General features: G+C 68.5%; 18 protein-coding genes. 10 read left to right on the top strand and 8 right to left on the bottom strand.

Going from position 1 to position 24,062, the window contains the following annotated elements:
- Positions 1–75: 75 nt before the first annotated feature.
- The 4 genes from GX414_10020 to GX414_10005 form a co-directional block, all read right to left on the bottom strand.
- Positions 76–3,327, bottom strand: coding sequence for a CusA/CzcA family heavy metal efflux RND transporter (locus tag GX414_10020; GenBank protein ID NLI47432.1), 3,252 nt, complete (start codon positions 3,325–3,327; stop codon positions 76–78).
- Between the two features lie 49 nt (positions 3,328–3,376).
- Positions 3,377–4,633: an efflux RND transporter periplasmic adaptor subunit gene (locus tag GX414_10015; protein ID NLI47431.1), complete on the bottom strand. Its 1,257-nt coding sequence runs from the start codon at positions 4,631–4,633 to the stop codon at positions 3,377–3,379.
- Complete coding sequence (locus GX414_10010) at positions 4,630–5,925, bottom strand: TolC family protein (GenBank protein NLI47430.1); 1,296 nt, start codon at positions 5,923–5,925, stop codon at positions 4,630–4,632. Before GX414_10010 ends, GX414_10015 begins: the two co-directional genes overlap by 4 nt.
- A 120-nt stretch (positions 5,926–6,045) precedes the next feature.
- A complete protein-coding gene (locus GX414_10005; protein ID NLI47429.1) occupies positions 6,046–6,543 on the bottom strand; it encodes a hypothetical protein in 498 nt (165 codons plus the stop codon).
- A 234-nt stretch (positions 6,544–6,777) separates the two neighbouring features.
- Between GX414_10005 and GX414_10000 the strand changes: the two genes are divergently transcribed.
- Both GX414_10000 and GX414_09995 read left to right on the top strand, forming a co-directional pair.
- Positions 6,778–7,080 carry a hypothetical protein gene (locus tag GX414_10000; GenBank protein ID NLI47428.1) on the top strand — a complete coding sequence of 101 codons (303 nt, stop codon included), beginning with the start codon at positions 6,778–6,780 and terminating at the stop codon, positions 7,078–7,080.
- A 13-nt stretch (positions 7,081–7,093) separates the two neighbouring features.
- Entirely contained in the window at positions 7,094–7,981 is an 888-nt protein-coding gene (locus GX414_09995; GenBank protein ID NLI47427.1) for a hypothetical protein, read from the top strand.
- Between the two features lie 330 nt (positions 7,982–8,311).
- Here the strand turns inward: GX414_09995 and GX414_09990 are convergent, their stop codons facing one another.
- Positions 8,312–9,550, bottom strand: a complete 1,239-nt coding sequence (locus GX414_09990) for a pyridoxal-phosphate dependent enzyme (protein ID NLI47426.1) — start codon at positions 9,548–9,550, stop codon at positions 8,312–8,314.
- Positions 9,551–9,754: 204 nt separating this feature from the next.
- On the opposite strand from GX414_09990, the gene GX414_09985 reads away from it, so the two are divergent.
- The 8 genes from GX414_09985 to GX414_09950 all read left to right on the top strand — a co-directional run bounded on the left by GX414_09985 (position 9,755) and on the right by GX414_09950 (position 18,066).
- Entirely contained in the window at positions 9,755–10,258 is a 504-nt protein-coding gene (locus GX414_09985) for a sigma-70 family RNA polymerase sigma factor (protein NLI47425.1), read from the top strand.
- Positions 10,255–10,668 carry a hypothetical protein gene (locus tag GX414_09980; GenBank protein ID NLI47424.1) on the top strand — a complete coding sequence of 138 codons (414 nt, stop codon included), beginning with the start codon at positions 10,255–10,257 and terminating at the stop codon, positions 10,666–10,668. The genes GX414_09985 and GX414_09980 overlap by 4 nt, the downstream gene beginning before the upstream one ends.
- A gap of 63 nt (positions 10,669–10,731) precedes the next feature.
- Positions 10,732–11,307, top strand: a complete 576-nt coding sequence (locus GX414_09975) for a DUF4252 domain-containing protein (GenBank protein NLI47423.1) — start codon at positions 10,732–10,734, stop codon at positions 11,305–11,307.
- A 1-nt stretch (position 11,308) separates the two neighbouring features.
- Positions 11,309–11,821 carry a hypothetical protein gene (locus GX414_09970; protein NLI47422.1) on the top strand — a complete coding sequence of 171 codons (513 nt, stop codon included), beginning with the start codon at positions 11,309–11,311 and terminating at the stop codon, positions 11,819–11,821.
- A gap of 255 nt (positions 11,822–12,076) precedes the next feature.
- On the top strand, positions 12,077–12,559 hold the full coding sequence (locus tag GX414_09965; protein NLI47421.1) for a hypothetical protein: 483 nt from the start codon (positions 12,077–12,079) through the stop codon (positions 12,557–12,559).
- Positions 12,556–14,526, top strand: coding sequence for a radical SAM protein (locus GX414_09960; GenBank protein ID NLI47420.1), 1,971 nt, complete (start codon positions 12,556–12,558; stop codon positions 14,524–14,526). Before GX414_09965 ends, GX414_09960 begins: the two co-directional genes overlap by 4 nt.
- Positions 14,527–14,620: 94 nt before the next feature.
- Positions 14,621–15,313: a PAS domain-containing protein gene (locus tag GX414_09955; GenBank protein NLI47419.1), complete on the top strand. Its 693-nt coding sequence runs from the start codon at positions 14,621–14,623 to the stop codon at positions 15,311–15,313.
- A 263-nt stretch (positions 15,314–15,576) separates the two neighbouring features.
- The gene (locus GX414_09950; protein NLI47418.1) at positions 15,577–18,066 is read left to right on the top strand and encodes a sodium-translocating pyrophosphatase; all 2,490 of its coding nucleotides are present in this window, start codon (positions 15,577–15,579) and stop codon (positions 18,064–18,066) included.
- Positions 18,067–18,226: 160 nt separating this feature from the next.
- Here GX414_09950 and GX414_09945 read toward each other — a convergent pair whose 3' ends face one another.
- The 3 genes from GX414_09945 to GX414_09935 all read right to left on the bottom strand — a co-directional run.
- A complete protein-coding gene (locus GX414_09945) occupies positions 18,227–18,415 on the bottom strand; it encodes a hypothetical protein (GenBank protein ID NLI47417.1) in 189 nt (62 codons plus the stop codon).
- A 52-nt stretch (positions 18,416–18,467) separates the two neighbouring features.
- Positions 18,468–23,378 carry a hypothetical protein gene (locus tag GX414_09940; protein ID NLI47416.1) on the bottom strand — a complete coding sequence of 1,637 codons (4,911 nt, stop codon included), beginning with the start codon at positions 23,376–23,378 and terminating at the stop codon, positions 18,468–18,470.
- 215 nt (positions 23,379–23,593) lie between these two features.
- Positions 23,594–24,062 (bottom strand): aminopeptidase P family protein (locus GX414_09935; GenBank protein NLI47415.1); only part of this gene is annotated, 469 nt, incomplete at its 5' end.

The following is a 24,062-nucleotide window of genomic DNA, read 5'->3' as shown; positions in this document are numbered from 1 at the left end:
GGCGGTCCGAAGTCCGATGTCCGTATGGCGGGAACGAATCTCGATTACGATCAAGATTACGATGACGATTACGAATTACGAGCACGAACCACTGGACCGGGAACGAGCCTCCAGCCTCGTGTCCCGGTGCCACAACCGGTACAGCGCCGGCAGCACGAGCAGGGTGAGTGCGGTGGACGACAATATTCCGCCGATCACCACCGTGGCCAGCGGCCGCTGGACCTCGGCGCCGGTTCCCGTGGCCACCGCCATGGGCACGAAGCCCAGGGCGGCCACAAGCGCGGTCATGAGCACCGGCCGCAGCCGCGCGAGCGCACCCTCGCGGATCGCCGCCGCGAGATCCATCCCCTTCCGGCGCAGCTGGTTGATGTGGGTCACCATCACCAGGCCGTTGAGCACCGCCACGCCCGACAGGGCGATAAAGCCCACGGCCGCCGAGATGGAGAACGGGATGCCCCGGAGCCACAGAGCCAGCACGCCGCCGGTGAGCGCCAGCGGCACGCCCGTGAAGACCATGGCCGCGTCGCGCGCGGACCCGAACGTGGCGAAGAGCATCAGGAAGATCAGCAGGAAGCAGGCCGGCACCACCACGAGCAGGCGGTCCCGCGCCGCCAGCAGATTCTGGTACTGCCCGCCCCACTCGATCCAGGTGCCGGGCGCCGGGCGCACCTCGCGGTGGACCCGGTCGCGGACCTCGGCCACAAACGATCCGAGGTCGCGGCCGCGGACGTTGGCTTGGACCGTCGTCCGGCGTTTGCCGTTCTCCCGGTTCACTTGGCCGGGACCCGAGGCGGCTTCGATCCGGGCCACCGCCTCCAGCGGAACTGAACCCCGGAGAGCCGCCGCCTCGCCCGCTCCGCCTCCCTCTCCGGATGGCAGGGGCACCGGCAGCCGGCGGATGGCCGCCACGTCGGCGCGCAGCGCCTCGGGCAGCCGGACCACGATGGGGAACCGCCGATCGCCCTGGTAGAGTTCGCCCGCCTCGCGGCCGCCGATGGCGGTGGCCACCAGATCCTGGACGTCGGCTACGTTCAACCCGTACCGGGCGGCCGCCGCCCGGTCCACGGCGATGTTCAGGGTAGGGGAGCCCTCGTGCTGCGACATCCGGGCATCGGCGGCGCCGGGCACGGACTGGACGACCTGCAGGATCCGCCGGGCGATCTCCTCCAGCGTCTCGAAGTCGTCCCCGAACACCTTCACCGCCAGGTCACCGCGCACGCCGGCCACCAGCTCGCTCATGCGCAGCTCGATGGGCTGGCTGAACTCGTACAGGTTGCCCGGCACGGGCTCCACCGCCGCCTGAATCTTCGCGATCAGGCCGGCCTTCGAGAGGCCGGGGTCCGGCCAGGCGGCGCGGGGCTTGAGGATGATGTAGCCGTCGGAGAAGTTCGGCGGCATCGGATCGAAGGCCACCTCGGCGGTGCCCGTCTTCGAGTACATGAGCTCCACCTCGGGCAGGCGGGCGACCGCCCGTTCCACCTGGGCCTGCAGCGCCATCGATTGATTCAGGGCGATGCTGGGGACCCGGATGGACTGGAGGCTCAGATTCCCCTCGTCGAGCTGGGGGACGAACTCCTGCCCCAGCGAGGCAAACAGCAGCCCCGCGGCGGCGAACACGACCGCGGCGGCGCCCACCACGACCCAGCGTCCGCGCACCGCCAGGTCCAGCAGCGGCGCGTAGGCGCGCTTGAGGACGGCCATCAAACGATTCTCCGTTTCCCGCACGGGACCGCGCACCACCAGGGCCACGAGGGCCGGCACGGCGGTGAGCGACAGGACGAACGCCGCGGTGAGGGCGAAGATCACCGTCAGGGCCATGGGGTGGAACATTTTTCCTTCGACGCCGGCCAGGGCCAGAATGGGGACGTAGACCAGAATGATGATCGCCTCGCCGAAGGCGGTGGCCGCGCGCACCTCGCGGCAGGCGGCGCCCGTCACCGCCAGCCGCTCCGGCGTTGTCAGCGGCCGCCCCAGTTTGCGCTGCCGCTCGCCGAGACGGCGCAGGCAGTTCTCCACGATGATCACGGCGCCGTCCACAATGAGGCCGAAATCGATGGCGCCCAAACTCATGAGGTTGGCGCTCAGCCCGGCGCGCTCCATACCGATGGCGGTGAACAGCATGGAAATGGGAATGGCCATGGCGGTGAGGAGGGCCGCACGCAGGTTGCCGAGCAGCAGAAGGAGCACGGCGATCACCAGCACCGCGCCCAGGAACAGGTTCTCCCGCACGGTGGTGATGGTCTTGTCCACGAGCTCGGTGCGTACCAGCACCGCCCGCAGACGGATGCCCGGCGGCAGGCTGTCCCGGATCTCCGCCACACGGGCGGTGACCGCCTCGGTGACCGTCCGGGGGTTGGCGCCCAGCAGCATGAGCACCGTGCCCACGACGACCTCGCCGCCGTTCTCGCTGGCCGCACCAAGACGGAGCTCGCGGCCCGCCCCGATGGCGGCCACGTCGTGCAGGTGGACCGGGGTGCCGCCGCGTGCGGCGACGACGATGTGGCCGATCTCCTCCGGCCGGGTGACCCGTCCCTCGGAGCGCACAACGTACGACTCGCCCCCCTGGTCGATGGTGCCGGCGCCCACGCTGGCATTGTTCCGCTCGAGGGCGGCCAGGATCTCGGGGAGAGTGACGCCGTAGGCGACGAGGCGCGCCGGGTCCGGCTGCACCAGGAACTGCCGCTCGAAGCCGCCGATGGTGTCCACGCCCGCCACGCCGGGCACGGTGCGCAGCTGCGGGCTCACCACCCACTCCTGGACGGTGCGGAGATAGGCGAGCTGGTCCCGCTCGTCCGCCAGCCGCTCCCCCTCGGGAGTCAGGTATGTGCCGTCGGACTGCCAGCCCGAGCCGGCCGGTCCGCCGGATTCCGTCGGCGTGGCGGAGCGGTCATATTCGATGATGTAGACGTAGATCTCCCCCAAGCCGGTGGTGACTGGGCCGAGGCGGGGCTCGGCCTCGGCGGGGATCCGCCGGCGGGCTTCCGCCAGCCGCTCCAGCACCTGCTGGCGGGCGAAGTAGATGTCGACATCGTCGCCGAAGACCGCCTCCACCTGACAGAATCCGTTGCGCGAGAGCGACCGGGTGGCCGTCAGCCCGGGGATGCCCGACAGGGCGGTCTCCAGGGGGAAGGCGATCTGCTTTTCCATCTCGGTGGGACCCAGTGCCGGGTACACCGTGGTGATCTGGACGATCCGGCTGCTGATGTCGGGCACCGCGTCGATAGGCAGGCGGAGCAGGGCGAAAACGCCGTAGGCGGCCCCCAGCCCGGTGAGCACCAGCACCAGCCAGCGGTGGCTGATGCTGAAATCGATGATCCGGTTCAACATGGCTGCACTTCTCCCGAAGCCGGCCGGGCCGGCCTCTGCTGTAGCCGCGTCAATGACCTGAACAAGTCTTGCCTTCCATCAGCGCCTTTTCGTACTGGGCCTTGAGGACGAATGCGCCCGTCACCACCACCCGGTCGCCGGCCTGCAAGCCGGCGGCGATGGGGACGAGCCCGCCGGTCGCCGGCCCGGGCTGGATGAACCGGGGCCGAAACGCACCCGCTTCATCGGCCAATTCCAGGAAAACAGCCGGTTGGCCGTCCACGGACTGGATCGCGTCGGCGGGCACGGCCAGTCGGGAGGCGGGGCCTCCCGCCGGGGTGAAACGCACCTCCACGAACATGCCGGCCTTGAGAGAGAGTCCGCTGCTGCCCACCTCGAGGCGGACGGGCACGGTGCGCGTGGCCGGATCCACCGCGGGCGGGATGAAGGTCACCGTGCCGGCCACGGTGATGCCGCCGAGCGCCGGGGCGGTGATCGACGCCGCCTGGCCGGTTCTGAAATGCTGGATTTCGGATTCGGGGACGTCGGCCAGCACCCAGAGGGTGCGGATGTCCGCAAGCAGGAAGACCGCCTCTCGCTCCGGCCCCACCACCTCGCCCAGGGTGGCGTGGCGCTCCACCACCTCTCCGGCGACGGGCGCCCGGACCACGTACTGCGGCTCGATCTGGGCGGTGCGGGCGAGCCGCTCGATGTCGGCCGGCGCCATGCCCCACAGGCGGAGCTGGTCGGCGGCGGCCCGTTCGGCGGCCTCGGTTGCCTGGAGGTCGGCCTCGGCCTTGCGCCGGTCGCCGTCACGGCGCTGGTACTCGCCCACCGAAATCCCCTTCTCCGCCAGGAGGCGCTCGGCCCGCTCGGCGGCGGTGCGGGCCACCTCCAGGGCGGTGCGGGCCGACTGCACCTGGGTGCGGCGCTGGAGGTAGTCGCTCTGGGCCTGGCCCAGGGCGACGCTGTCCACCACCAAGAGCACGTCGCCGCGGGCGACGGAGTCTCCGAGGCGCGCCCGCACCTCGGCCACCCGGCCGGAGACGGGGACGCTCACGTGGGCCATCCGTTCGGTATCGAAGGTAACCCGGCCGGGATAGGTGACGGCCGCGTCCAGGGCCTGCGGCCGGGCTGCCTCCACCCGGACGCCGTTGGCCTGCATCGCCTCCCGGGTCAGGTGCAGGGGCCCATCCGCCTCCTCCTCGTGGTGGTGCTCCTCGGTCGGCGTGGCGGCCGGCGGTGCGCCCCCACAGCCGGCGGCGGCCAGGCCGGCGGCTGCGGCGAGCAAGAGCAGGAAGAATCGGAATCCAGTATGTCGGATCATGGCTCCACGTCTCCTTTGCCCAGGGCCCGGTCGAGTTCGGCCCGGGCCATCTGGACGTCGAATTGGCTGAGGAGGTACTCCACTTCGACCTGCCGGGCGGTGCGGCAGGTATCCAGCAGGTGGAGGAAATCCACCTCCCCCTCGCGGTAGCGCAGGGTTTCGATGCGGTACGCCTCGGCGGCCGCCTGGCGCAGGCCGCCCTCGAACGCGGCCCGTCGCGTCAGGGCCTGTTCCAGGCCCTGGACGGCCAGCGCCACGTCGCGGCGGATATCCCGCCGCAGCCTGACCAGCTGCGCGTCCGCCTCATCGCAGCGGGCCGCGGCGGCGGCGATACCGCCGGCATTCCGGTCCCAGGCGGGCAACTCCAGCCGGAGGAAGCCGCCCAGGCTGTTGGCGTCATATTCCCGCGCCGCGGCCAGCCCCAGTGCGAGCGCAGGCCGGCCGGCGGCCTCGGCCAACCGCAGTTCCTGCTCGTGGCGGGCGCGGACCGCCTCCTGCAGGCGCAGGGCGGGATGGTCCGTCCAGGCCGCAGCCGGATTTACGACGGCGGGTTCCGGATTGTCCGGCCAGGCGTCCGCCACCTCGAAATCCGCAGGGAGAGTGTCGCCGCACAGCGCAGCCAGCCCGGTCCGGGCGGAGGCGAGCCGGCCGGCCTCCGCCCCGACGGCCCGGTCCGCCCGGAGCCGCTCCAGGCGGACCTTGATCCGGTCGAGTTCCGCCGCTTCTCCGCCTGCGACGCGGAGGTCGACGATGGCTTCGATTTCGGCGGCGTTGGCCGCGTCCTCGCGAGCCAGCGCCAGCATCCGCTGGCGGAACAGGACCGTGCCGAACGCCCGCCGAACCTCGGCGGCGAGCACCGCCCGGTCCAAGGCGGCGTACCATGCCGCGGCGTCGACGCCTGCAGCGGCAGCGGCTGCGCGGGCCCGACGCACCGCCGGCCATTCGATGGGCTGGGCGAACTCCGCACCCATGGTAGCGCGCGAACCGGCGCCGGTATCCCGTCCGTCGGCCCACCCGGCCGTGATTTCCACCTCGGGATTAGGGTAGGCGGCGGCCCGGCGCCGCTCGGCTTCAGCTTCGGCGCGGCGGGCCGCCAGGACAGCCTGGTTGGGATTCGCCGCGACGGCCAGCTCGAACACCTCGCGAAGGGTGAGGCGGGTGGGGGCGGCGGAAGCATCCACTGCGGCGGCGAGGCCGACGGCTGCGGCCAGGCCGAGCGCCAGCGCCGCAAAGCGGACCGTCCGGCGGCGCGGACCATCACCGGGGTGTGTTCGAAGAATGCAATTTAACATGGCAGCTCCTGCAGCAGGCGGCGGCAGGCACGGACGGCGCCGGCCCGCCGGGGGGAGTGGGGGCGGAGGTTCCCTCCGCCCACGGCTCACGGCGCGGTTCAGGCGGCGGAACTCAGGGGATCAGCAGAGCCGGACGGTGCTGCGGACGGTGGTCAGGGCGGGCAGGAGGCCGGGCGGCGGCCCGGATGCGCCGGGTAACAGATGGCCGGCGGAGTCAGGGAGCATGCTTGCAACCGGTACGCCCGGGCCGGTCGGAGATGCGGCGGCGGAAAAGCCCGTCGGCATGGTGTCTCGCACCGGGGCCGACTGGGTGACGAACGCCGGCACTGAGGGCACGGTGAAGTCGCGGCATCCGGCGGCGTGGTCGTCGCCCATGGTTGCTGCCGCGTGGTCGGCCTGGCCGGCTTGGTGTTCCTCGGCGTGGCAGTAGTCGCTGACGCAGCCGGCGGAATCCAGCCCGCCGGCAGAGCGGGCGGCCAGGGGCGCCAGCTCCACGTCGAGGCAGCCGTCGGCCTGCAGGCAGAGGGCCAGCCCGGTGGGCCAGGCGGACAGGAGCATCGCCGCCAGGGCGGCAGCGGGGGCGAGCAGTCGGCAGCGGGTCCGGATCCGTCTCAGCATGCTCCTCACCGGTGGGGACGCGTCGAAGCGGCAGTCTAGCAGAACGCAGGCGTCCGCACAACCCCGGATGCGCCCCCGCCGGCTGTGGATTCCTTTTCGTTGAGGGTGACAGCCAGCGGTGATCGCATGTCAGCGGATGGACTTGGCCTGATCACGGTCTCAATACTATAATGAAAAGCAAACGCATGCAGCAGTAGGGGTATTCGAAAGATGGTCGAGGGCGAAGGTGGCGGCATGGGGACCGAAGATCCCAGGACAGTCCCCCGAGAGGAATTGCTGCGGCTGGTGCCGTGGCTGGACGAGCTGGACCCGGCGCGTTGGCACCTGGTGGGGTACGACACCTTCTCCGACGAGTTCTATCCGCTCTACGAGTCGCACGCCATCGAGGCGATGGCGCAGGAGGCGGCGATCCGGCGGCTGATGGTCCTGGAGGTGCAGCAGCCCACGGAGTCGTCGGGGGGGCAGGACGACGCGGGGATTCAGGACCGCATCTTCATTCTGGGGCCGGGCGGTGTCTTTTACCGCGCCGTGCTGTAGGAGGCACGACCGGATGCGCCTCTGGATTCGCCGCCGCGAGGCCCGGGAGCTGGCGTTCGACGCCGCGGTGTCCGTCGCCACGCCGGCGGAGTGGCGGGAGGCGGTGACCGATCCCGCGCTGGTGAGTTCGGTGCTCTGGCCGGAGACGCCGCGCTTTCGGCCCGAGGGGCCCGACTACCTGCGGAAGTCTCACCCCCACGAGCGCGGCTACCGGGACGACCCGGCGGTCAACGCCGACTACGCCGCCGCGTGCGACCGGCTGGCCGTGCGCCTGGCCCGGGAGCTGGCCGGTGCCCGGGTGCTGGCGTATGCGCCGCTGCGCGGCGCGTTCCCCATCTGGCGCGCGCTGCGGCGCCGCCTGCCCGGCCTGACGCTCACCCCCTACTTCCCGGTCACGTCCAGCTTCGTCTTCTACCCGGAGGCATTCGGCATCCGCAACCGGCAGGGCCGACCGGCGTCGGGGCGCCACGCCAACCGGTTGGAGCTGGCGCGCCTGCGGCCGTTGCTGGTCGGATTCGACGCGCTCCTATATCTCGACGAGATCGTGTCGGGCGGCATGCTCAAGGGGCACCTGCGGGACATGCTGGAATTGCGGATTGACCGGGATATCCCCATCTTCGCCGCCGGGCTGGCCGACGCCCGCGGCGGGCGCTCCGCCGTCAGCCGCCGCGCCGTGGAGGCCATGGTGGCCGACGGCCGGGTGCGGCGCTTCTTCTGGGAGGGGTGCGCCACGCTCATCACCGAGGACCAGCGGTTCCTTCTCGGCGTGCATTACACGGACTACGCTCTCGGTCCCCACGTCGTGCCCATGCTCAACCAGGCGTTCGAGTTCTATCCCGAGCGCGATGCGTTTGACCAGGCGGTGGTGGGGGAGACGCCGGTCGACTGTGAGGGGCAGTGACTGAAGGTGGATAGGTGAACGGGTGCGGGGCCGTTGCTCGTGAGCATTTCCAGTGATCATTTTTCACTGATCATCAGTCATTGGTCATTTCGGATGATCGGTTATTAGTGCCTGCTTCTATTTGACTGGCTAGTCGGATCGGAGTCCGTTCATGCTGTGAATGGGACACGGGATGCGGGAACAATGCCCCAGAACCGAGATTCCAGGTCCAAGACCCCGGCGCTGAGAGCTCAAGTCGTTTCGGCCTTGCCAAATCGGGAGGTCCGCGTGGTGGCTTCGCGCCTTGGTGAGCGCTAACGGTCGGTGGTGGCGGCGCGGCCGGCGCCGCGATCAGCGCGCGCCGGCCGCCGGGGGCGACGAACGCGCGAGGGAAACGAGATGGCTGGCGGTGTTCACCAGCAGCACCTTCATGCCGGGTTTGAGGAACCCCTCGGCGCGCAGCCGCCGGGCGGCGGCGAGCGTCGCCGCGCCCTCGTAGCTTGCGGCCACGCCCAGGGCGCCGTAGCGACGGAACGCGGCCACGATCTCCGCTTCGGCCGCCGCCACGGCGGTCCCGCCGGACTCGCGCAGCACCCCGAGCATCCGGTGGCCCATGATGGCGCCGGGCACATCCAGGCCGTCGGCCACGGTCCCGCGCGAGACCACGGGCTCCACTGCCGCCAGGCCGCGGCGGAAGGCCTCCACCACCGGAGCGCACTGCTCCGACTGCACCGCGATCATGGCGGGCGGCCGGCCGGGCAGGCGGTCCAACTCATTCAGCTCCGCGAACGCCTTCCAGATTCCCACCAGCCCGGTGCCGCCGCCGGTGGGATAGATGACGGCGTCGGGCAGGGCGCGGGGGCCGAAGTGCGCGGCGATGTCCAGCCCCATGGTCTTCTTTCCCTCGAGCCGGCCCGGCTCGAAAAACGTGGAGATGTCCACCAGCGTGCCCGCCGCGAGCTCATCGCGCAGGTCCTCGCGCATCTTCCGGCCGGCGGCGGCGATGTTGGCGCCGTGGAAGCGCACCTCGCCGCCGAAGAATTCACACTCCCGGTGGTAGATGGACCCGCGCCACGCCTCGGGCATGTAGACGATGCACCCCGGCAGCCCCAGCCGGCTGGAGAAGAGGCAGGCGGCCACGCCGGCGTTTCCCTGGGTGGGTAGGCAAAAGTGGCGGGCGCCGCAGGCGACGCCGAAGGCGATCCCCACCGCCAGCCCGCGGTCTTTGAAGCTGCCCGACGGATGGCCGCCTTCGTTCATGAGGTGGAGGTCGAGCTCCAGCTCGCGCGCCAGCGCCTCGTGGCGGACGAACACCGGCCGTCCCACGTCAGCAGCATAGGCGTCGTCGACGCCCCACACGGGCAGCAGCGCGGCGTGGCGCCAGAGACCCTCGGCGACACGGGGTCCCTGCCAGTCGCCGGCCCGGTCGTCGCGGAGCGCGTCGAGCCGATACAATGCCTGCACCGGCTTGCCCGGCGGGGGGCAGCAGGGGCACAGGCCGACTGGGTGCCGGTATTCGTGGTGGGGCACGGTCTGCCCCGTCGCGGAACAGACCAGACGGTCCAGATACGGATTGATGCGCAGTTTCATCGAGTCCTCGATGCATTGGAGTGCCGGAGCCGGCCCGCCCCGAACGCCACAGGATAATCCCGGCGGAACATTTTCTCCAGCCCAAAGTCGGCTCCCTGCCGATCCGCCGGCCGCTGAAAAGTCACCTCTCCGTGAACCCGTTTGCCTCCGGGCATTCGTATATAGGTATGAAGAATGCAGGACGTGCCCGGGAGAGGCAAACCGATGGAGTGGAGCCCGGCCGAATTCGAACAGGTGGTGCGGGAACACCAGGCATGGGTGTTCAGCCTGGCGCTCCGATTCCTGCGGGACCGGGAACTGGCCGAAGAGGTGGCCCAGGACGTGTTCATCCGATTGTACCAGCACGGGGAAGGCATCCAGAGCGCGGCGCACCTGCGCCACTGGCTGCGTCAGGTGACCACGCGGTGCGTGGTGGACGCGTGGCGGGTCCGCCGCCGCCAGCCGGAGCTCGTGGAGCTCGAGGTGCCGACCCTGGCCTCGGCACCCGAGCAGGGCGAGGCGCTGCTGCTGGGCCAACTCCGCGAACTGGTGGGCCGGCTGCCCGCGACGTCGCGGCTGGTGATGGTACTCCGCTACCAGGAGGGCCTCCGGCCCCGGGAGATCGCCCGGACGCTGAGAGTGCCCGTCGATACGGTGAAGAGCCGGATCCATCGGTCCGTGCGCTGGCTCCGAGCCCGGGTGGCCGATACGCCGGAGGTGCTCTCATGACCCCGTTGGACGACGAGCTGCGCCGGGCGCTGGCGCCCGAGGATCCGGGACCCGAGTTCACCCGCCGGGTGATGGCCCGGGTGGCCCGGCTTGACGCCGACCGGCGCACGTCGCGCCGGCTGGCATCGCGAGGCCGCCTGGTCCGCGGACTGGCGGCGGCCGCCCTGCTGCTGGCCGCGGGGAGCTGGGCCCAGTGGCGGTTCGGGCTGTGGCCGAGCCAGCCGGCCGGGGAGCCGCCTGCGGCGCCTGTCGTCCCGGCGGCCGGGGTGCCGGAGCTGACCGGGTTGCCCCCGGGGATGTCACGGGAGGACGGAGCGCGACTGAAAGAGGAACTGATCCGGGCGCTGCGGTTGGCCAGCCGCAAGATGAACGCCGCCCGGGAGCGGGCCGTGGAGCGCGCCCGCACATAGCTTCGGTGATGCATCGGAGATCCGGATCTGACGGTTTGATCTGAAATGACACGGAGGAAGACCATGAAACCATACCTGTTCCGTTTGTCGGTTCTGGCATTCGCCCTGTTCCTACTCGCGGCCCTTTCACCCGCCGCAGCCGGCCAGGGGGCCCAGATCAATTTCGACGCCCTCAGGCACCTCGAGGCCAAGGCGGACGAGGTGGTGGACGTCACCCTCGACGGCGACAGCCTGCGGTTCGCCGGCGCGTTCCTGTCCAAGAAGGACCCGGAAGAAGTCGCAGTCCGCAAGCTGGTCCACTCGCTCAAGGGGATCTACGTGAAGGCCTACACCTTCGGCGCGGACGGCCAGTTCACCGACGCCGACATCGAGGCGGTCCGCAGCCAGCTCCGCGCGCCGGAATGGAGCCGGCTCGTGGGCGTGCGCAGCCGCAAAGGGAGCGAGAACGTCGACATCTTCATGTTGCTCAAAGGTGACGCCATCGAGGGGCTGGCCATCATCGCTTTCGAGGACAGGGAGCTGGCGGTGATCAACATCGTGGGTCCCATCGACATGGAGATGCTGATGGATCTCGAGGGACACATCGGCATCCCCGACCTGGAGCTGGAAAAGGACGACCACCGGTCCGGGAGCCACTGACATGCGCTCCGCGGTTGGACGTCTCCTGCCGACCTTCCTGCTGCTCGGGTTGGCGCTGTTTGCGGCGGCGCCTGTTCAGGCCGGCGGCAAGGAGTTCGACCGGCTGGTCCGCCACGTGGAACAGCAGCTCGGCACCGCGAAGGCCGATATCCCCTGCGGCTGGCTGGTGGGGCTCGCCGTGCGCTTCGCCAAGCCGGAGGGAGTCAAGGGGCTTCAGTTCGCCGTCTTTGAAGATGTGCCCGGCGAAGCCGCGGCCGGGTTCGGCGAGCTGGAGGCGGGTGCCCGCGCGTGCCTCGGGCCCGGCTGGGCCCGGATGGTCTGCCAGCGCTGCCCCGCCCGCAACGAGGCCCAGCTCATCTGGGTGCAGTCTGCGAAGAACGAGGTGCGGCTCATGATCGTCTCGGTGGACGACGGCGACGCGGCCGTGCTCCACGTCCGCCTGGACCCCGACAAGTTCTTCGAGTGGATGGACGAGCCCACCGCGATCGCCCGCCGGGTCCAACGGACGCAATAAGCGCGCGGGCTCCGCCCGCGCATCGACAGGAATGATGCAGATGCAATGCTGCCGATCCACGGCAGCATTTTTTTGTCTGCTTGTTGGATGTCGCACCGTCCCCAGCGGCGATCAAGACCGTTTGATGAAAACGAGGGTGTCAGGTGCTATGATACTGTGCCAGAGCCATCTCCTGCCGATCGCTGGATCCTGCCCGACGTGGCGACGCCCTCAGACCGGGGTCCGGGTGGCAGGCGGATTCAACGGAAGGAACTCATGGAAAAATCTGCCGGCTGGAATCGTTTCAACCGCGTGTTTCACGGATTGAGCCATCTGAAATTCGCCTTCTATGTGGGGGGAGTGTACTATCAGCTCCAGGCCATGGTGTTCGGGCGCCGGGAGGAATTCACGAAAGACTTGTGCTTCGCCCTGCTCCTGTACGGATTCGCCATGGCCCTGGAGGGACTGCGGGATAACAGTCGGATCGTGGACCTCCGGCGGAAGCAGCTGACCCGCCGCGTCAGTCTGTTCCAATGGGTGGTCACAGGCTCCATCCTGCTGTTTTCCTTCGCGGTGCTGCTCGGGCTGGTTCTGCTCGTCGTCCTGGGGGATGAGTTTCAGGGGGTGGCTGTCGCCTCGTTCGGCCTGGGCGGGCTGGCGCTGATGCGGCAGGAATACGACTGCCTCAACCAGGCGTTGGAGTGCCCGGATCAGCCGATCGAGTCAGAGCCGTCTTCCGCTTCCGCAACCCGGCCATGAGGCCACCATCGAAGACAACGCCTGCCGAAGGGAGCGGCCCCGGCCGCGACGACGGTCGATGTTCGCCGCCGCTGCGCGTCAGTCTCGTGGGGCTGGCCATGGAGGTGATGGGCGCCGCAGCGCCGAACCTGGCGGTGTACAACCTGCGGGCCTACGCGTGCAGCGATCCCGAGCTGGCGAAGCGCGTCGCGGTGACGGTTCACGATCTGCCGGTCACCGAGCCGGAGGACCGGGTGCTGGCGGCGGTGGCCGCCGACCGTCCCAACGTGGTGGGCCTGTCGTGCTATTCCTGGAACAGCGCGGCGATGCTGCGCCTGGCGGAAGGGATCCGGACGCTCGATCCGGCGGCGATTGTGCTGTTGGGCGGGCCCGACGCGACCTTCCGGGCCGGGGCGCTGCTGGCGCGGCACCCGGCGGCGGTGGCCGCCGTCGTCGCAGGCGAGGGGGAGGAGGTGTTCCGGCTGCTGCTGCGGCGGCTGGCGGACCTCGACGCCGCGCCCTGGACCGAGACGCCGGGGCTCGTGGTCCGGGACGGCGACGACTGCCGGGCCCACCCGCCCCCCGAACCACTGGCGCTGAGCCGCGTGCCGGCGCCGCTGGACGATCCCGATTTCCGCCGCCGCCACCCCGGCCTGCTGGTCCTGGAGACGGCTCGCGGCTGCCGCCACCGCTGCGCCTACTGCACATATGGCGTCCAGTCACCCGGCCGACGGCTTCGGCCGCTCGGCGGTGTCGTCCGCGCCCTGCGCGCGTTCGCCGCGTCCGGGGGCGGGAAAGTCTGGCTGCTCGATCCCGGCCTGAACCAGGAGCCGCGGCGGTTCCGGGCGCTGGTCCGTCACCTGGCCGCCGCGGACAACCTGACGCTCGTCGGGGCGGAGCTGAACCTGGCCACGCTGCATCCCCCGGACCTGGCGCCACTGGCGGGCCGGGTGGGCGATTTCCTGATCTTCGGCCTCCAGTCCAGCTCGCCGCGCGCCTTGCGGCAAGCCGGGCGGACGGCGCGGCTGGAGGCGTTCGGTGACAGGACGCGCCAGCTCCGGCAAGCCGGCCTTCCCTTCAGCCTGGATGTCATCTACGGCCTGCCCGGCGACGACTACGCCGCCTTCAGCAGGACCCTTGACGCCGCTTTCGCCATGGAGCCGAATTTCATCAACTGCTTCCGGCTCCAGGTGCTGCCGGGGAGCCGCTTCGCCCACGATGCGGAACGCCTGGGCCTGCGCCACCAGCCGGAGCCGCCGTATTACCTGGAAAGCTGCCCCACATTTTCCGCCGGCGACATGGCCCGGGCGGAGCGCCTGGCCCGGGCGCTCACAATTTTCCACCAGTTCACCTATCGGACCGAAATCGTCGGGCTGATGGCGCGCGAGCTGGAGCGTCGGCCGGCGGAGGTGCTGGAGGATTTCCTTGCCGGCCGTTGGCGGGGCGCTCCCCTGAACGACTCCGAGCTGGCCCGCCTGGCGTCGCCCGTCGGGCAGCCTGGCGCGCTGCCCGCCCTGAGGCTGTTCCTGGCCGCCGCGTCCCGGGCCGCCCGTCGGCCGGTCTTGCTCCGCCCGCTGGACGATCTCCTGCGGCTGCAGCACCACTGGGGCCGCCTGCGGATCCTGGCGGGCTGCTCCGCGCCGCCATCCCCGCCGGTGCCCGCGGGCGCAATCCGTCTTGCGGGGACCGCCAGTATCCTGAACCTCGATTCGGACGCGCTGGCCCTCATTGAGACACTGGCCCCGCTTGCGGCGGTGGATCACACGCCGCGCCGGCTGGTGATGTATCTGACAGGAGACCGGGTGGAGATGGCGACGGTGGGTCCGGAAGTCGCCCGGGTGCTCGAGTGGATCGGACCGGGCGCCTCCGTGGCGACGCTGGAGGCGGCGGCCGCGGCGCATTATCCCGACACCCCGCGGGCGGAAGTGAACCGGTCGCTGCACCGGCTGCTGAACGATCTGGTGCGGCGGGGGGTTCTGGTCCGGTGATTGGCGCGTACACGGAGTCCAGCAGATCGTCCGAGATGTCCGGCTTGCCGGTTTCGCCGTGAACGGGAGTATAATGGCGCGGATGGACGCACCGATGGACGAGACGCGACCCGACACCCGCAGCAGCGACGACCTGGAGCAGACCGAACGGCTGCTCCGGACGGAGCGGAACTTCGTCACCGCGGTCCTCGACAGCAGCAACGCCCTGCTGGTGGTGCTGGATCTGGATGGCCGCGTCCTGCGCTTCAACCGCGCCGCCGAGCGGGCGGCCGGCCGCCCCTTCCCGGATGGCATCGGCCGGTCCCCCGACGAATGCTTTCCGCCCGTCGAACCCGGCGCCGGCATGCGGCCGCTGCTGGAGCGGATTCGTTCCGGCGAATCCCCGGTGGACGACCGGATCTGTTGGACGGACCGGATGGGCCGGCGGCGCTGCACCCAGTGGACGGTCACGGCCTGCCCGGGTGAGGGCGGGGAACCGGCCTACATCATCTGTTCCGGACTCGACATCACGCCGTTACGGGAAGCGGAAGAAGAGCGCGAGCGCCTGATCGGGAAGCTGCGGGAGGCGCTGGCGCGCATCGAGACCCTGCACGGCCTGATACCCATCTGCGCCGGCTGCAAGAAGGTCCGCGACGACCAGGGGTTCTGGCACCAGGTGGAGGCGTACATCGAAGCCCGCTCGCAGGCCGAGTTCAGCCACGGCCTCTGCCCCGACTGCGTCGCCCGGCTCTACCCCGAATATGCCAGCCGGCTCAAGCCGTCCGACGATCCGCCCGCCGAATCCTGACCGGCTTGCCGGCGGCCGCGGACGGGCCGCTCCGGCGGCGGTTGCCCGAAATGACTTGACTTCACGGCCCTCTCTCACAATAATGCTCAGTTTCAGAGACGGTTCCTTGGCCGGATGTGCCGGCGACAAATGGCGCTTCTGGACGCTCATCCGGCGGCGCCCCTGCGGTTGGTGCACAAGGTCCGACGGACGATCGGAGGGGACGCGCCGGACAGCCGGTCTGCTGGACGTGGATGATTCATCGGCTCAGAGGAGATAAGGTTATGAGGAAATTCCTACGTATCGCGTGGCTGGCGGCATTCCAGCTCCTGGCTGCCACCGCGGCGACGGCCAGCGAGGCGGACCTGGCCATCCCCGACCTGCACAAGGGGCAGCCGTACCAGATGCTGGGCGGCATCAACCCCTGGTGGTTGCTGTTCTGGGGCGCCTGCGTCATCGCCGGCACCTTGAGCATCAGCCTCTGGCTGCGCGCATCGGTCCGGAAGCTGCGCGCTCACGACTCCATGCTGAAGATCTCCGAGATCATCTTTCAGACCTGCCGAACCTACCTCATTCAGCAGGGCAAATTCCTGCTCATGCTGTTCGCGTTCATCGCCGCGGCGATGAGCTTCTACTTCCTGGGATTGCAGTACGGCTCCCTGTCCGAACAGTTCGCCCGGACGCACAACATCCTGCTGCACCCGTATGCAGTGGTCGTCATGGTGCTGCTGTTCTCGGTGGTGGGCATGGCCGGCTCCTACAGCGTGGCTTGGTACGGCATCCGGGTGAACACCTACGCCAATTCCCGGACGGCGTTCGCCTCGCTGGCGGGCAAACCGTGGGATGTGGTCAATATCCCGCTGCGGGCCGGCATGAGCATCGGGCTCTTCCTCATCTCGCTGGAGCTGATCATGATGGTGATCATCCTGCTGTTCGTGCCCCGCGAGATCGTCGGTTACTGCTTCCTCGGCTTCGCCATCGGCGAGTCGCTGGGCGCCTCGGCGCTGCGCATCGCCGGCGGCATCTTCACCAAGATCGCCGACATCGGCTCCGACCTGATGAAGATCGTCTTCAAGATCAAGGAAGACGATCCGCGCAACCCCGGCGTCATCGCCGACTGCACCGGCGACAATGCGGGTGACAGCGTGGGCCCCACCGCCGACGCTTTCGAAACGTACGGCGTGACCGGCGTGGCGCTGATCTCGTTCATCACCCTGGCGGTGGCCGACGTGGAGATCCAGGCCAAGCTCATCGTCTGGATCTTCGCCATGCGTTTCCTGATGGACTTCATGTCCGGTCTGGCCTATTTCGCCAACCAGGGCATCTCCAAGGCCAAGTACAAGGGGAAGAAGGAGTTCGATTTCGAAGAGCCGCTCATGCGATTGATCTGGATCGCGGCGGTGCTCTGCATCAGCACCTCGTTCCTGATGAGTTACCTCCTGATCTCGGACATCCAGGTACCCGTCGACGGCGTGATGACCGCCCTGCCGTCGCTCTGGTGGCACCTGGCGCTCATCATCAGCTGCGGCACCCTGGCCGCCGTGCTCATCCCCGAATTCACCAAGGTCTTCACCAGCTCCAAGTCGAAACACGTGAACGAGATCGTCACCGCCTCACGCGAAGGCGGCGCGTCACTGACCATTCTGTCCGGCATCGTGGCCGGCAACTTCAGCGCCTTCTGGAAGGGCATCCTGATCGTCGTGCTCATGACCATCGCCTATTTCACCTCTTTCGGCGAAATGGGCATCGCCATTGAGTACCCCTCCATTTTCGCCTTCGGCCTGGTGGCGTTCGGATTCCTGTGCATGGGCCCGGTCACCATCGCTGTGGACAGCTACGGCCCCGTCACCGACAACGCCCAGTCCATCTTCGAGCTGGCCCAAACCGAATCCATTCCCGGCATCCGGGAGGAGATCCGGCGCGACTTCGGCTTCGATCCCGATTTCGCGCAGGGCAAGCACTACCTGGAGGCCAACGACTCGGCCGGCAACACCTTCAAGGCCACCGCCAAGCCGGTGCTCATCGGCACGGCGGTGGTGGGCGCCACCACCATGATCTTCTCCATCATCCTGCTGCTCAAGAAGGTTGGGATGATGCAGCTGTCCCTGACCGACGCGCCGGTACTGCTGGGCTTCATCACCGGCGGCGCGGTCATCTTCTGGTTCAGCGGCGCCTCCATCCAGGCGGTCACCACCGGCGCCTACCGGGCGGTGGCGTTTATCAAAAAGAACCTCAACCTGGACAAGAAGGAAGCGGACATCGAAGACTCCAAAACGGTCGTGAAGATCTGTACCGAGTACGCCCAGAACGGCATGTGGAACATCTTCATTGCGCTGATGGCCATGACCCTGGCGTTCGCGTTCGTCGATCCCAACTTCTTCGTGGCCTACCTGGTGTCCATCGCCTGCTTTGGCCTGTTCCAGGCCATCTACATGGCCAACACCGGCGGCGCCTGGGACAACGCCAAAAAACTGGTCGAAGTGGACCTGAACGAGAAGTATACGGCCTTGCACGCCGCGACGGTCATCGGCGACACGGTGGGCGACCCGTTCAAGGACACCACCTCGGTATCGCTCAACCCCATCATCAAGTTCTCCACCCTGTTCGGCCTGCTGGCCACCGAGATCGCCATCGAGATCACCCGCCACGCTCAGGCCACCGAGTCCATCAATTACTCGCCGTTCATCGCCGCGCCGATGTTCATCATCGGCCTGATCTTCGTGTGGCGCTCCTTCTACAAGATGCGTATCCACGCCCACGCCGAAAGCAAGTAGACGCGCGCGGGGGGCGACGTTCGTCGCCCCCCGCTTTCCTTCATCCCGCCGCAGGGATTCCATCCATTTTCATCGGATTGTTTCGGAACGCACGCCATGCCCCGCGGGCAACAAACCCGCCACGGGGCCGTCGTTGGGACAACCCGCTGCAGGAGGCGATTCAGCGCGGGCGGTTTGGGACCGCCCGGATTTTTTCCAGGAGCTGTTCCACCCGGACCTGTTTTTCCTTGAGCATTTCCTTGTACGCCTGGGTCCGGGTGTGGTGGATCTCGATAGGCAGCCCGCCCAGCTCCTTGTGCAGTATCGCCTCCAGGATGGCCAGTTCCTCGGCTGTCAGCTCGATGTTCATGGCCCCCTCCATATTCCCATGATTCCACCCCGTCCACTCCGTGCCGGTGCCCCTAAGGCAGCGGCTGGGCGCTGACGGCGGACAGGAAGTTCAGCGCCTGGTCGCCGAACAGCGCGAAGACGATCACGTCTCGGGCCGGGTCGCTCAGGCTCTCGATAAGTAGAAAACCACCGAAGATGCTCGTCAGTTCCGGCATCTGCTGGTCCAGCAGGAAGACGCTCCGGCCGCGGGCGGGGATGTTGAGCGTGTCCGCCGCCAGCTCCATGCCATTCTGGTCGTGGGCTGTCAGCAGGACCTGTTGGGCGACATCGTCCGGATTGAGCACGGCGAGACCCGTGAAAAAGGAGGTGTTGCCCAGTTTGCCGTTGGCCATGTGCGCCACGAGGCTGCGGGCCTGTCCCTGCACGGCCAGGGGCAGGCTTGACAGGAACCGCCCGTTGCCGGCCTCCCCGAATGTCACCAGGCCCACCAGCGGCGTCGCGCCCTGCGGCTCCACGGTCAAATAACCCGTGGCGGGACCGACGAGGCCGAACAGGGTGGCCACATCCTGCTGGAGCTTGCTCTGCGCCGGGATACTCAGGGTCGGACTGGTGCCCAGAAGCTGGCCGGCGTCGCCGTACCTGCGGATCACCACGGCCGTGCCGGTGTCGGTCGCGTTGAGCACGGTCAATTTCGTCTCGTAATTGACGCCCAGATTCCCGCAGGCGAAATGCGGCGAGTAGAGAATGGCGGCCGCCTCGGGGAGGCACAGGCCGTCGATTGCCGCCAGCTTCTCGCTGTTGCCGGACAACTGGCAGCCCACCACGGGGATGTCGGCGCGTAGCCCGATGAAATCGGGCGCCGCCAGGGCGGGGAATGCGGTCCCCAGATCCACCTCGAGCCGGCCGCGGCCTGCCAGCGTGTAGGACTTGGATTGGAGGACGGAGCCGTTGCTCAGCCGCTCCAGCACCAGCCGGCACTGGTCCTTGCTGGGATTGATGACCAGCAGCGTGCGCACCGGATCCGTGCCGGCGGGGAACAAGAGCCGGGTGTGGGCGTCGCGGGCGTCGGGCAGGGACAGCCCGTCCATGTAGTGAAGGGTCGCGCCGTCGTTGGCCAGCCAGAACCCGTAGGTCTCCGGCTCGGTCAGGAAGCCGCGCACCCAGCGGCCGGGCTGGTCGGCGTCGGCGCCGAACACGCTCGGATCGGTGAGGTAGCGGGCGAACTGCTGGCCGGGCGCCAGCGGCACGGTGACCGCCTTCCGGTGGGTGCCCGCGCTGTCGTAAAGCTCCAGGTTGAGCAGGCCCGCCGCCGTGCCGAGGTTGATGACGGAAAACGACAGGTCCTGGCTCCGCGGCAGATGCACCAGGTTGAACGCCCGGTCGGCCAGTGCCGCCACGCCGGTCCGGGAGCAGATGCCGCCGAGCGTGGTGCCGCCGGCGATGCTCAGGATGTCGTTCTCGACCAGCGTCACGTGGTTGACGGGATCCAGCTCCATGTCGCCCAGCGTGTTGATGGAGTAAGCGTAGGTCATGGTGCCGGCGGCGTCGGAGACGCAGAGCCCGAGCTTGTAGTAATCGGCGTAGCCCACCAGGATGTCCGGCCCGTGCTGGCCGTCGAAGTTGTCGGCCTGGAGGGCCGACGGCGGATTGACGAAATAGATGGTCTGGCCGGATCCGGGCGCGAAAGTGCCGCCGGTGCCGGCGTGCCAGATGCTGATGGACTTGTTCGCCGCCTGCGCCACGGCCAGGTCGGTCCGGCCGTCGCGGCCGAAGTCGGCGGCCGCCACGGCGACCGGTTGCGCGCCCAGGGTGGCATAATTGACGGCGGAGAACGAACCGCCGTCGTTGCGCACCACCGTCACCGAGTTGCCATCGCGGTTGGCCACCGCGATGTCCGGCCGGGCGTCGCCGTTGAAGTCGCCGGTGGTGAGCGCCACCGGCCCATCGCTCAGGTAAACCGACGTGCTGCTGGCAAATTGCTGCCCGTACAGGATCTGCAGGGTATTGGTGGCGGGGACCGTGTACAGGAAATCCTTCTGGTTGTCGCCGTTGATGTCGATCACGTGCGAGGCGCTGGGTTCACCGGCCAGCGCCGTCGTCCGCACGGGTACCAGCCGGTTGCCGGGGCGACCGGCTTTCTCGAACAGGGTTTCCCAGGCGTAGATCCGCAGAGTGCCCGCGGCGTCGGCGACGAGGATGTCCGGCCGGCCGTCGCCGGTCACGTCGCCGATTTCCACCGTGCGGGCGGCGGCGCCGTCCAAGGCCCGCCAGTCCAGCGACGGGTAGGTGCCGTCGGGCCCGGACAGCGACCAGTACAGCCGGTTGGCTGCCCCGTCGATGGAGGCAATGTCCTCGCGTCCGTCGCCGTCGAGGTCGCCCTGGGCATGGTCGGTGATCGTGGCGCCCACGAGGCGGACGGGGGCGACATCCTCCGCGATGGTGTGATCGAGCCGGAACAGGTTCAGCGTGTCGGGGGTGAATGTGGTGGTCGTGGCGGCGCCCGTCTTCTGGTAGAACGCCCGGACCGTCACCGGGAACATGTCGTCGGTCAGGTTGAAATCGTAGCCCCGCAGATCCCCGAAGAACTGGGAGTTGGCCTGGGTGAACTGGCCCGCGGCGCCCCAGTTGCTCGCCCCGTTCATGGGCCAGACACCGGCGCCGATCCCGATGGTGAAACCAAGATAGTTCTCGTCGTTGTCGGGTTCCCAGGCGCTGGTGCTCCGGGTGAGGCGCAACCAGATCTTGTTCTCGCCCTGCACGCAGCGAAACAGCTGGATCGCGTGGTCGTCGATCCCGGCGGTGGCCGCAGTGCTCGCGACGGGTTGGTAGGTGGCGGACATGCCGTCGAAGGCGTATTCGGAGACAGCCAGCGGATGCACCGTGGCGCCGGCGGGCAACACTTCAAGCTGGGACAGTTTGCCATCAGCCAAAGTCTGGCTCAGCAGGGCGCCGGCGGGCAGGGTGAGTTCCAGGATAACCGGGTTGGCGGTGCCGGCGGTGGGGAAGGTGTCGGGCGCCAGCAGGAACGTGATCGCCGAAGCCGGCAGAATCTGGGCGGCGAGCGCCTGATTCACGTTGCCGGTCTGACCGGAGCGGCTCAACAGGGGCACCGTGGGCGAGGTCATCGACGTGTAGGCGAACACACCGCTCGATGTGGCCGCGTAGATCCGCGTGGGCGTGCGGACGTCGGTGGCCAGCGCCTGCACATCCGTTTCGGTCGTGGCCCTGGAAACGGGGTACCAGTTGGCGCCGTCATTGCGGGTGTAGAACAGTCCGTCCGTCGTGCCGGCGAACATGTTCCCGCTCTTGGGTTGGCGCACCAGGGCCTGCACCCAGTTGTACTCCAGGCCGGCGGGCGTCCACAGACCGCCCTCGTTCGTGCTCTTGAACACGCCCCAGCGCGTGCCGGCGAAGAGTGTCTGCGGACTGTCCTCGTTGGATGCCAGGCTGTACACGTGCGGTTCGGTCAGGCCGGTCATCGCCGGGTCCCAGGAGAGGCCGCCGTCGGTGGACTTGTAGAAACCGTCGTCCCCGGCGGCGTACATCTTCAACGGTGACCACGGATCGAACATCAGGTCGATGATGTTGACGCCGATGAGCTGGCCGGTGGGAGCCCAGGTGGCGCCGGCGTCGGTGGAGACGTACAGGCCGTCGTAGTCGTAATCCCAGGTCGGCCACCCCGAGGTGGCGTACACCGTCGACGGATCGGCGGGGTGAACAGCCAGGTCGAAGATATCCTTGCTGTTGACCGTGCCGCCGCCGCTGATCACTTTCGTCCAGGTGTCGCCCTCGTTCAGGGTCCGCCAGAGGTCGCCGTTGACGGTGCCCATGATGGCCGGCGGATCGGTGGCCGGGCTGATCGCCAGGTTCTGAAAGGGCAGGTTGCTGCCGACGTGGCTCTGGTATTCCCATGATTCGCCGCCGTCGGTGCTTTTGAACAGATAGCCGGTGTCGTCGCCGGCGTACACCACACCGGGTTCGTCGGGCGACACCGCCAGACAATTGGTTTTGGTCAACAGACCGGAACTGGCGGCTTTCCATGTCACTCCCCGGTTCATCGAACGCTGGACGCCGGAGATGGTACCGGCGTAAAGCGCCCCGTTCGGATCGACGGGCTCGATGGCGATGCACCGGCCGCCCGGCTGCAGGACGTTCTCGAACGTGACGCCGCCGTCGGAACTTCGGTAAACGGTGTGCAGGTTGATGAAGAAGAACCGGTTGGGATTACCCGGATCACCAACCAGATCCAGGAAGGAAACAGCCGTCGGATGCTTCGTCCAGGATGCGCCGCTGTTCGTACTGGTGTAAAACGCCATGGGCTGATACGAGGAGGCATACACCACGCCGGGCAGGGTGGGATGGCAGGCCACGCGCCAACCGCTGCCCGCACCGGGCGAGACGTCCGTCCAGTTCAAACCGCCGTTGACGCTTTTCTGCACCCCCGAATTCCAGGTGGCGATGTAGAGCGTCAGCGGGGCCAGTGGGGCCTGCTTGATCTGGTCGATCTGCGGACTGCCAGGCAGGGTGGCGATGGCATCCCAACTGCCGCCGCCGTCGTTGGACCGATAGATCCGGTTATAGGAGGACGCGTAGATGATGGCGGCATCGGTGGGATGGAAGGCGAAACAGCGGACGTCCGCGATGGTGGACACCCGGGTCCACCCGTCACCGCCGTCCGTGCTCCGGTGGATTCCGTCCGAGTTGGCGGCGAGCACAACCCGGTGATTCAGTGGATGCACGGCGCCGGCCGCCATGGGTGAATTGAAGCCGCCGATCACCTCCCAGCTCTGGCCCCAGTTGCGGCTGCGGAAGAAACTGCCTTCCGAGATGCCGGCGAACAGGACGTTGGGCGTCTGGGGATCGACGGAGATGAACTTCATCTGGCCGCCGTACGGACCGGCAGTGCTCCAGCGGTTCAACCCGGCCGAGGCCGTCAGAGCCAGTGCCGCCAACAGGACCACGATACTTGCGATGCGATGCATGACCCCTCCTTATGGATCCGGCTGCGGGACCGGTATCCGGAAACGCCCCGCGGTCGATCTTGCACGAGCCGCCGTTTTGAACGGCGGCCGTTGCTGCACGATCCACCCGCGTCTGACGGCGGTCCGTTCGGTGCTGACAGAGTAATTGTCGTCAGATCAGCGGAATTGTGTCTATATTTTTACAAAGCGTGTCGGTTTAGTCAAGGCGGGTCAGATCACCGGCGGGGCGGAATCAGGATCAGCGCCGCCTGAGGCGGAATGAGATACTCGGCGCCGGTTGCGGTGACCACCGCCATCTCCTCGACGGAAATGGTCTTTGTCGCCGGTCGGCCCTGATATTCGACGGGCCAGCAGAAAAAGCCGTCGTAAGCGAACACCATGCCGGGAGCGATGACACGGAGGGCGTCGCCTGCGGGAGTCCGATCCGGCTGGCCGCCGGTGAGCATCGGACCGGCGTCGTGGGCCCAGTAGCCCACCGGGTGGCCGGTGCCCCACGGGACAGGCAGCGAGCCGCCGCCGGCCATCCATTCGCGCTGGACGCGGTCCACCTCGAAGCCGCGCACGTCGGGTTTGAGGGCGGCCAGCACGCGCCGGTGGCCCTGGACCGCTCGCTCCCAGTAGCGCCGGATCTCCGGCGGCGGCGCCGCCTCTCCCTCCCGCAGCACGTAGGCGAAGCGCTGCAGG

Source organism: Acidobacteriota bacterium (assembly GCA_012517875.1).
Lineage (GTDB): Bacteria > Acidobacteriota > JAAYUB01 > JAAYUB01 > JAAYUB01 > JAAYUB01.
Note: the sequence above shows the minus strand (reverse complement) of the source record. Positions and strands in the feature narration are given on the sequence as shown.

What these genes read in the sequence shown, in the direction of transcription:
- GX414_09955 (NLI47419.1), top strand. Translation starts at nt 14,621, where the DNA reads ATGGACGAGACGCGACCCGACACCCGCAGCAGCGACGACCTGGAGCAG.
- GX414_09960 (NLI47420.1), top strand. Translation starts at nt 12,556, where the DNA reads ATGAGGCCACCATCGAAGACAACGCCTGCCGAAGGGAGCGGCCCCGGC.
- GX414_09945 (NLI47417.1), bottom strand. Translation starts at nt 18,415, where the DNA reads ATGAACATCGAGCTGACAGCCGAGGAACTGGCCATCCTGGAGGCGATA.
- GX414_09985 (NLI47425.1), top strand. Translation starts at nt 9,755, where the DNA reads ATGGAGTGGAGCCCGGCCGAATTCGAACAGGTGGTGCGGGAACACCAG.
- GX414_09980 (NLI47424.1), top strand. Translation starts at nt 10,255, where the DNA reads ATGACCCCGTTGGACGACGAGCTGCGCCGGGCGCTGGCGCCCGAGGAT.
- GX414_10010 (NLI47430.1), bottom strand. Translation starts at nt 5,925, where the DNA reads ATGTTAAATTGCATTCTTCGAACACACCCCGGTGATGGTCCGCGCCGC.
- GX414_10005 (NLI47429.1), bottom strand. Translation starts at nt 6,543, where the DNA reads ATGCTGAGACGGATCCGGACCCGCTGCCGACTGCTCGCCCCCGCTGCC.
- GX414_10000 (NLI47428.1), top strand. Translation starts at nt 6,778, where the DNA reads ATGGGGACCGAAGATCCCAGGACAGTCCCCCGAGAGGAATTGCTGCGG.
- GX414_10015 (NLI47431.1), bottom strand. Translation starts at nt 4,633, where the DNA reads ATGATCCGACATACTGGATTCCGATTCTTCCTGCTCTTGCTCGCCGCA.
- GX414_09995 (NLI47427.1), top strand. Translation starts at nt 7,094, where the DNA reads ATGCGCCTCTGGATTCGCCGCCGCGAGGCCCGGGAGCTGGCGTTCGAC.
- GX414_09975 (NLI47423.1), top strand. Translation starts at nt 10,732, where the DNA reads ATGAAACCATACCTGTTCCGTTTGTCGGTTCTGGCATTCGCCCTGTTC.
- GX414_10020 (NLI47432.1), bottom strand. Translation starts at nt 3,327, where the DNA reads ATGTTGAACCGGATCATCGATTTCAGCATCAGCCACCGCTGGCTGGTG.
- GX414_09970 (NLI47422.1), top strand. Translation starts at nt 11,309, where the DNA reads ATGCGCTCCGCGGTTGGACGTCTCCTGCCGACCTTCCTGCTGCTCGGG.
- GX414_09950 (NLI47418.1), top strand. Translation starts at nt 15,577, where the DNA reads ATGAGGAAATTCCTACGTATCGCGTGGCTGGCGGCATTCCAGCTCCTG.
- GX414_09940 (NLI47416.1), bottom strand. Translation starts at nt 23,378, where the DNA reads ATGCATCGCATCGCAAGTATCGTGGTCCTGTTGGCGGCACTGGCTCTG.
- GX414_09965 (NLI47421.1), top strand. Translation starts at nt 12,077, where the DNA reads ATGGAAAAATCTGCCGGCTGGAATCGTTTCAACCGCGTGTTTCACGGA.
- GX414_09990 (NLI47426.1), bottom strand. Translation starts at nt 9,550, where the DNA reads ATGAAACTGCGCATCAATCCGTATCTGGACCGTCTGGTCTGTTCCGCG.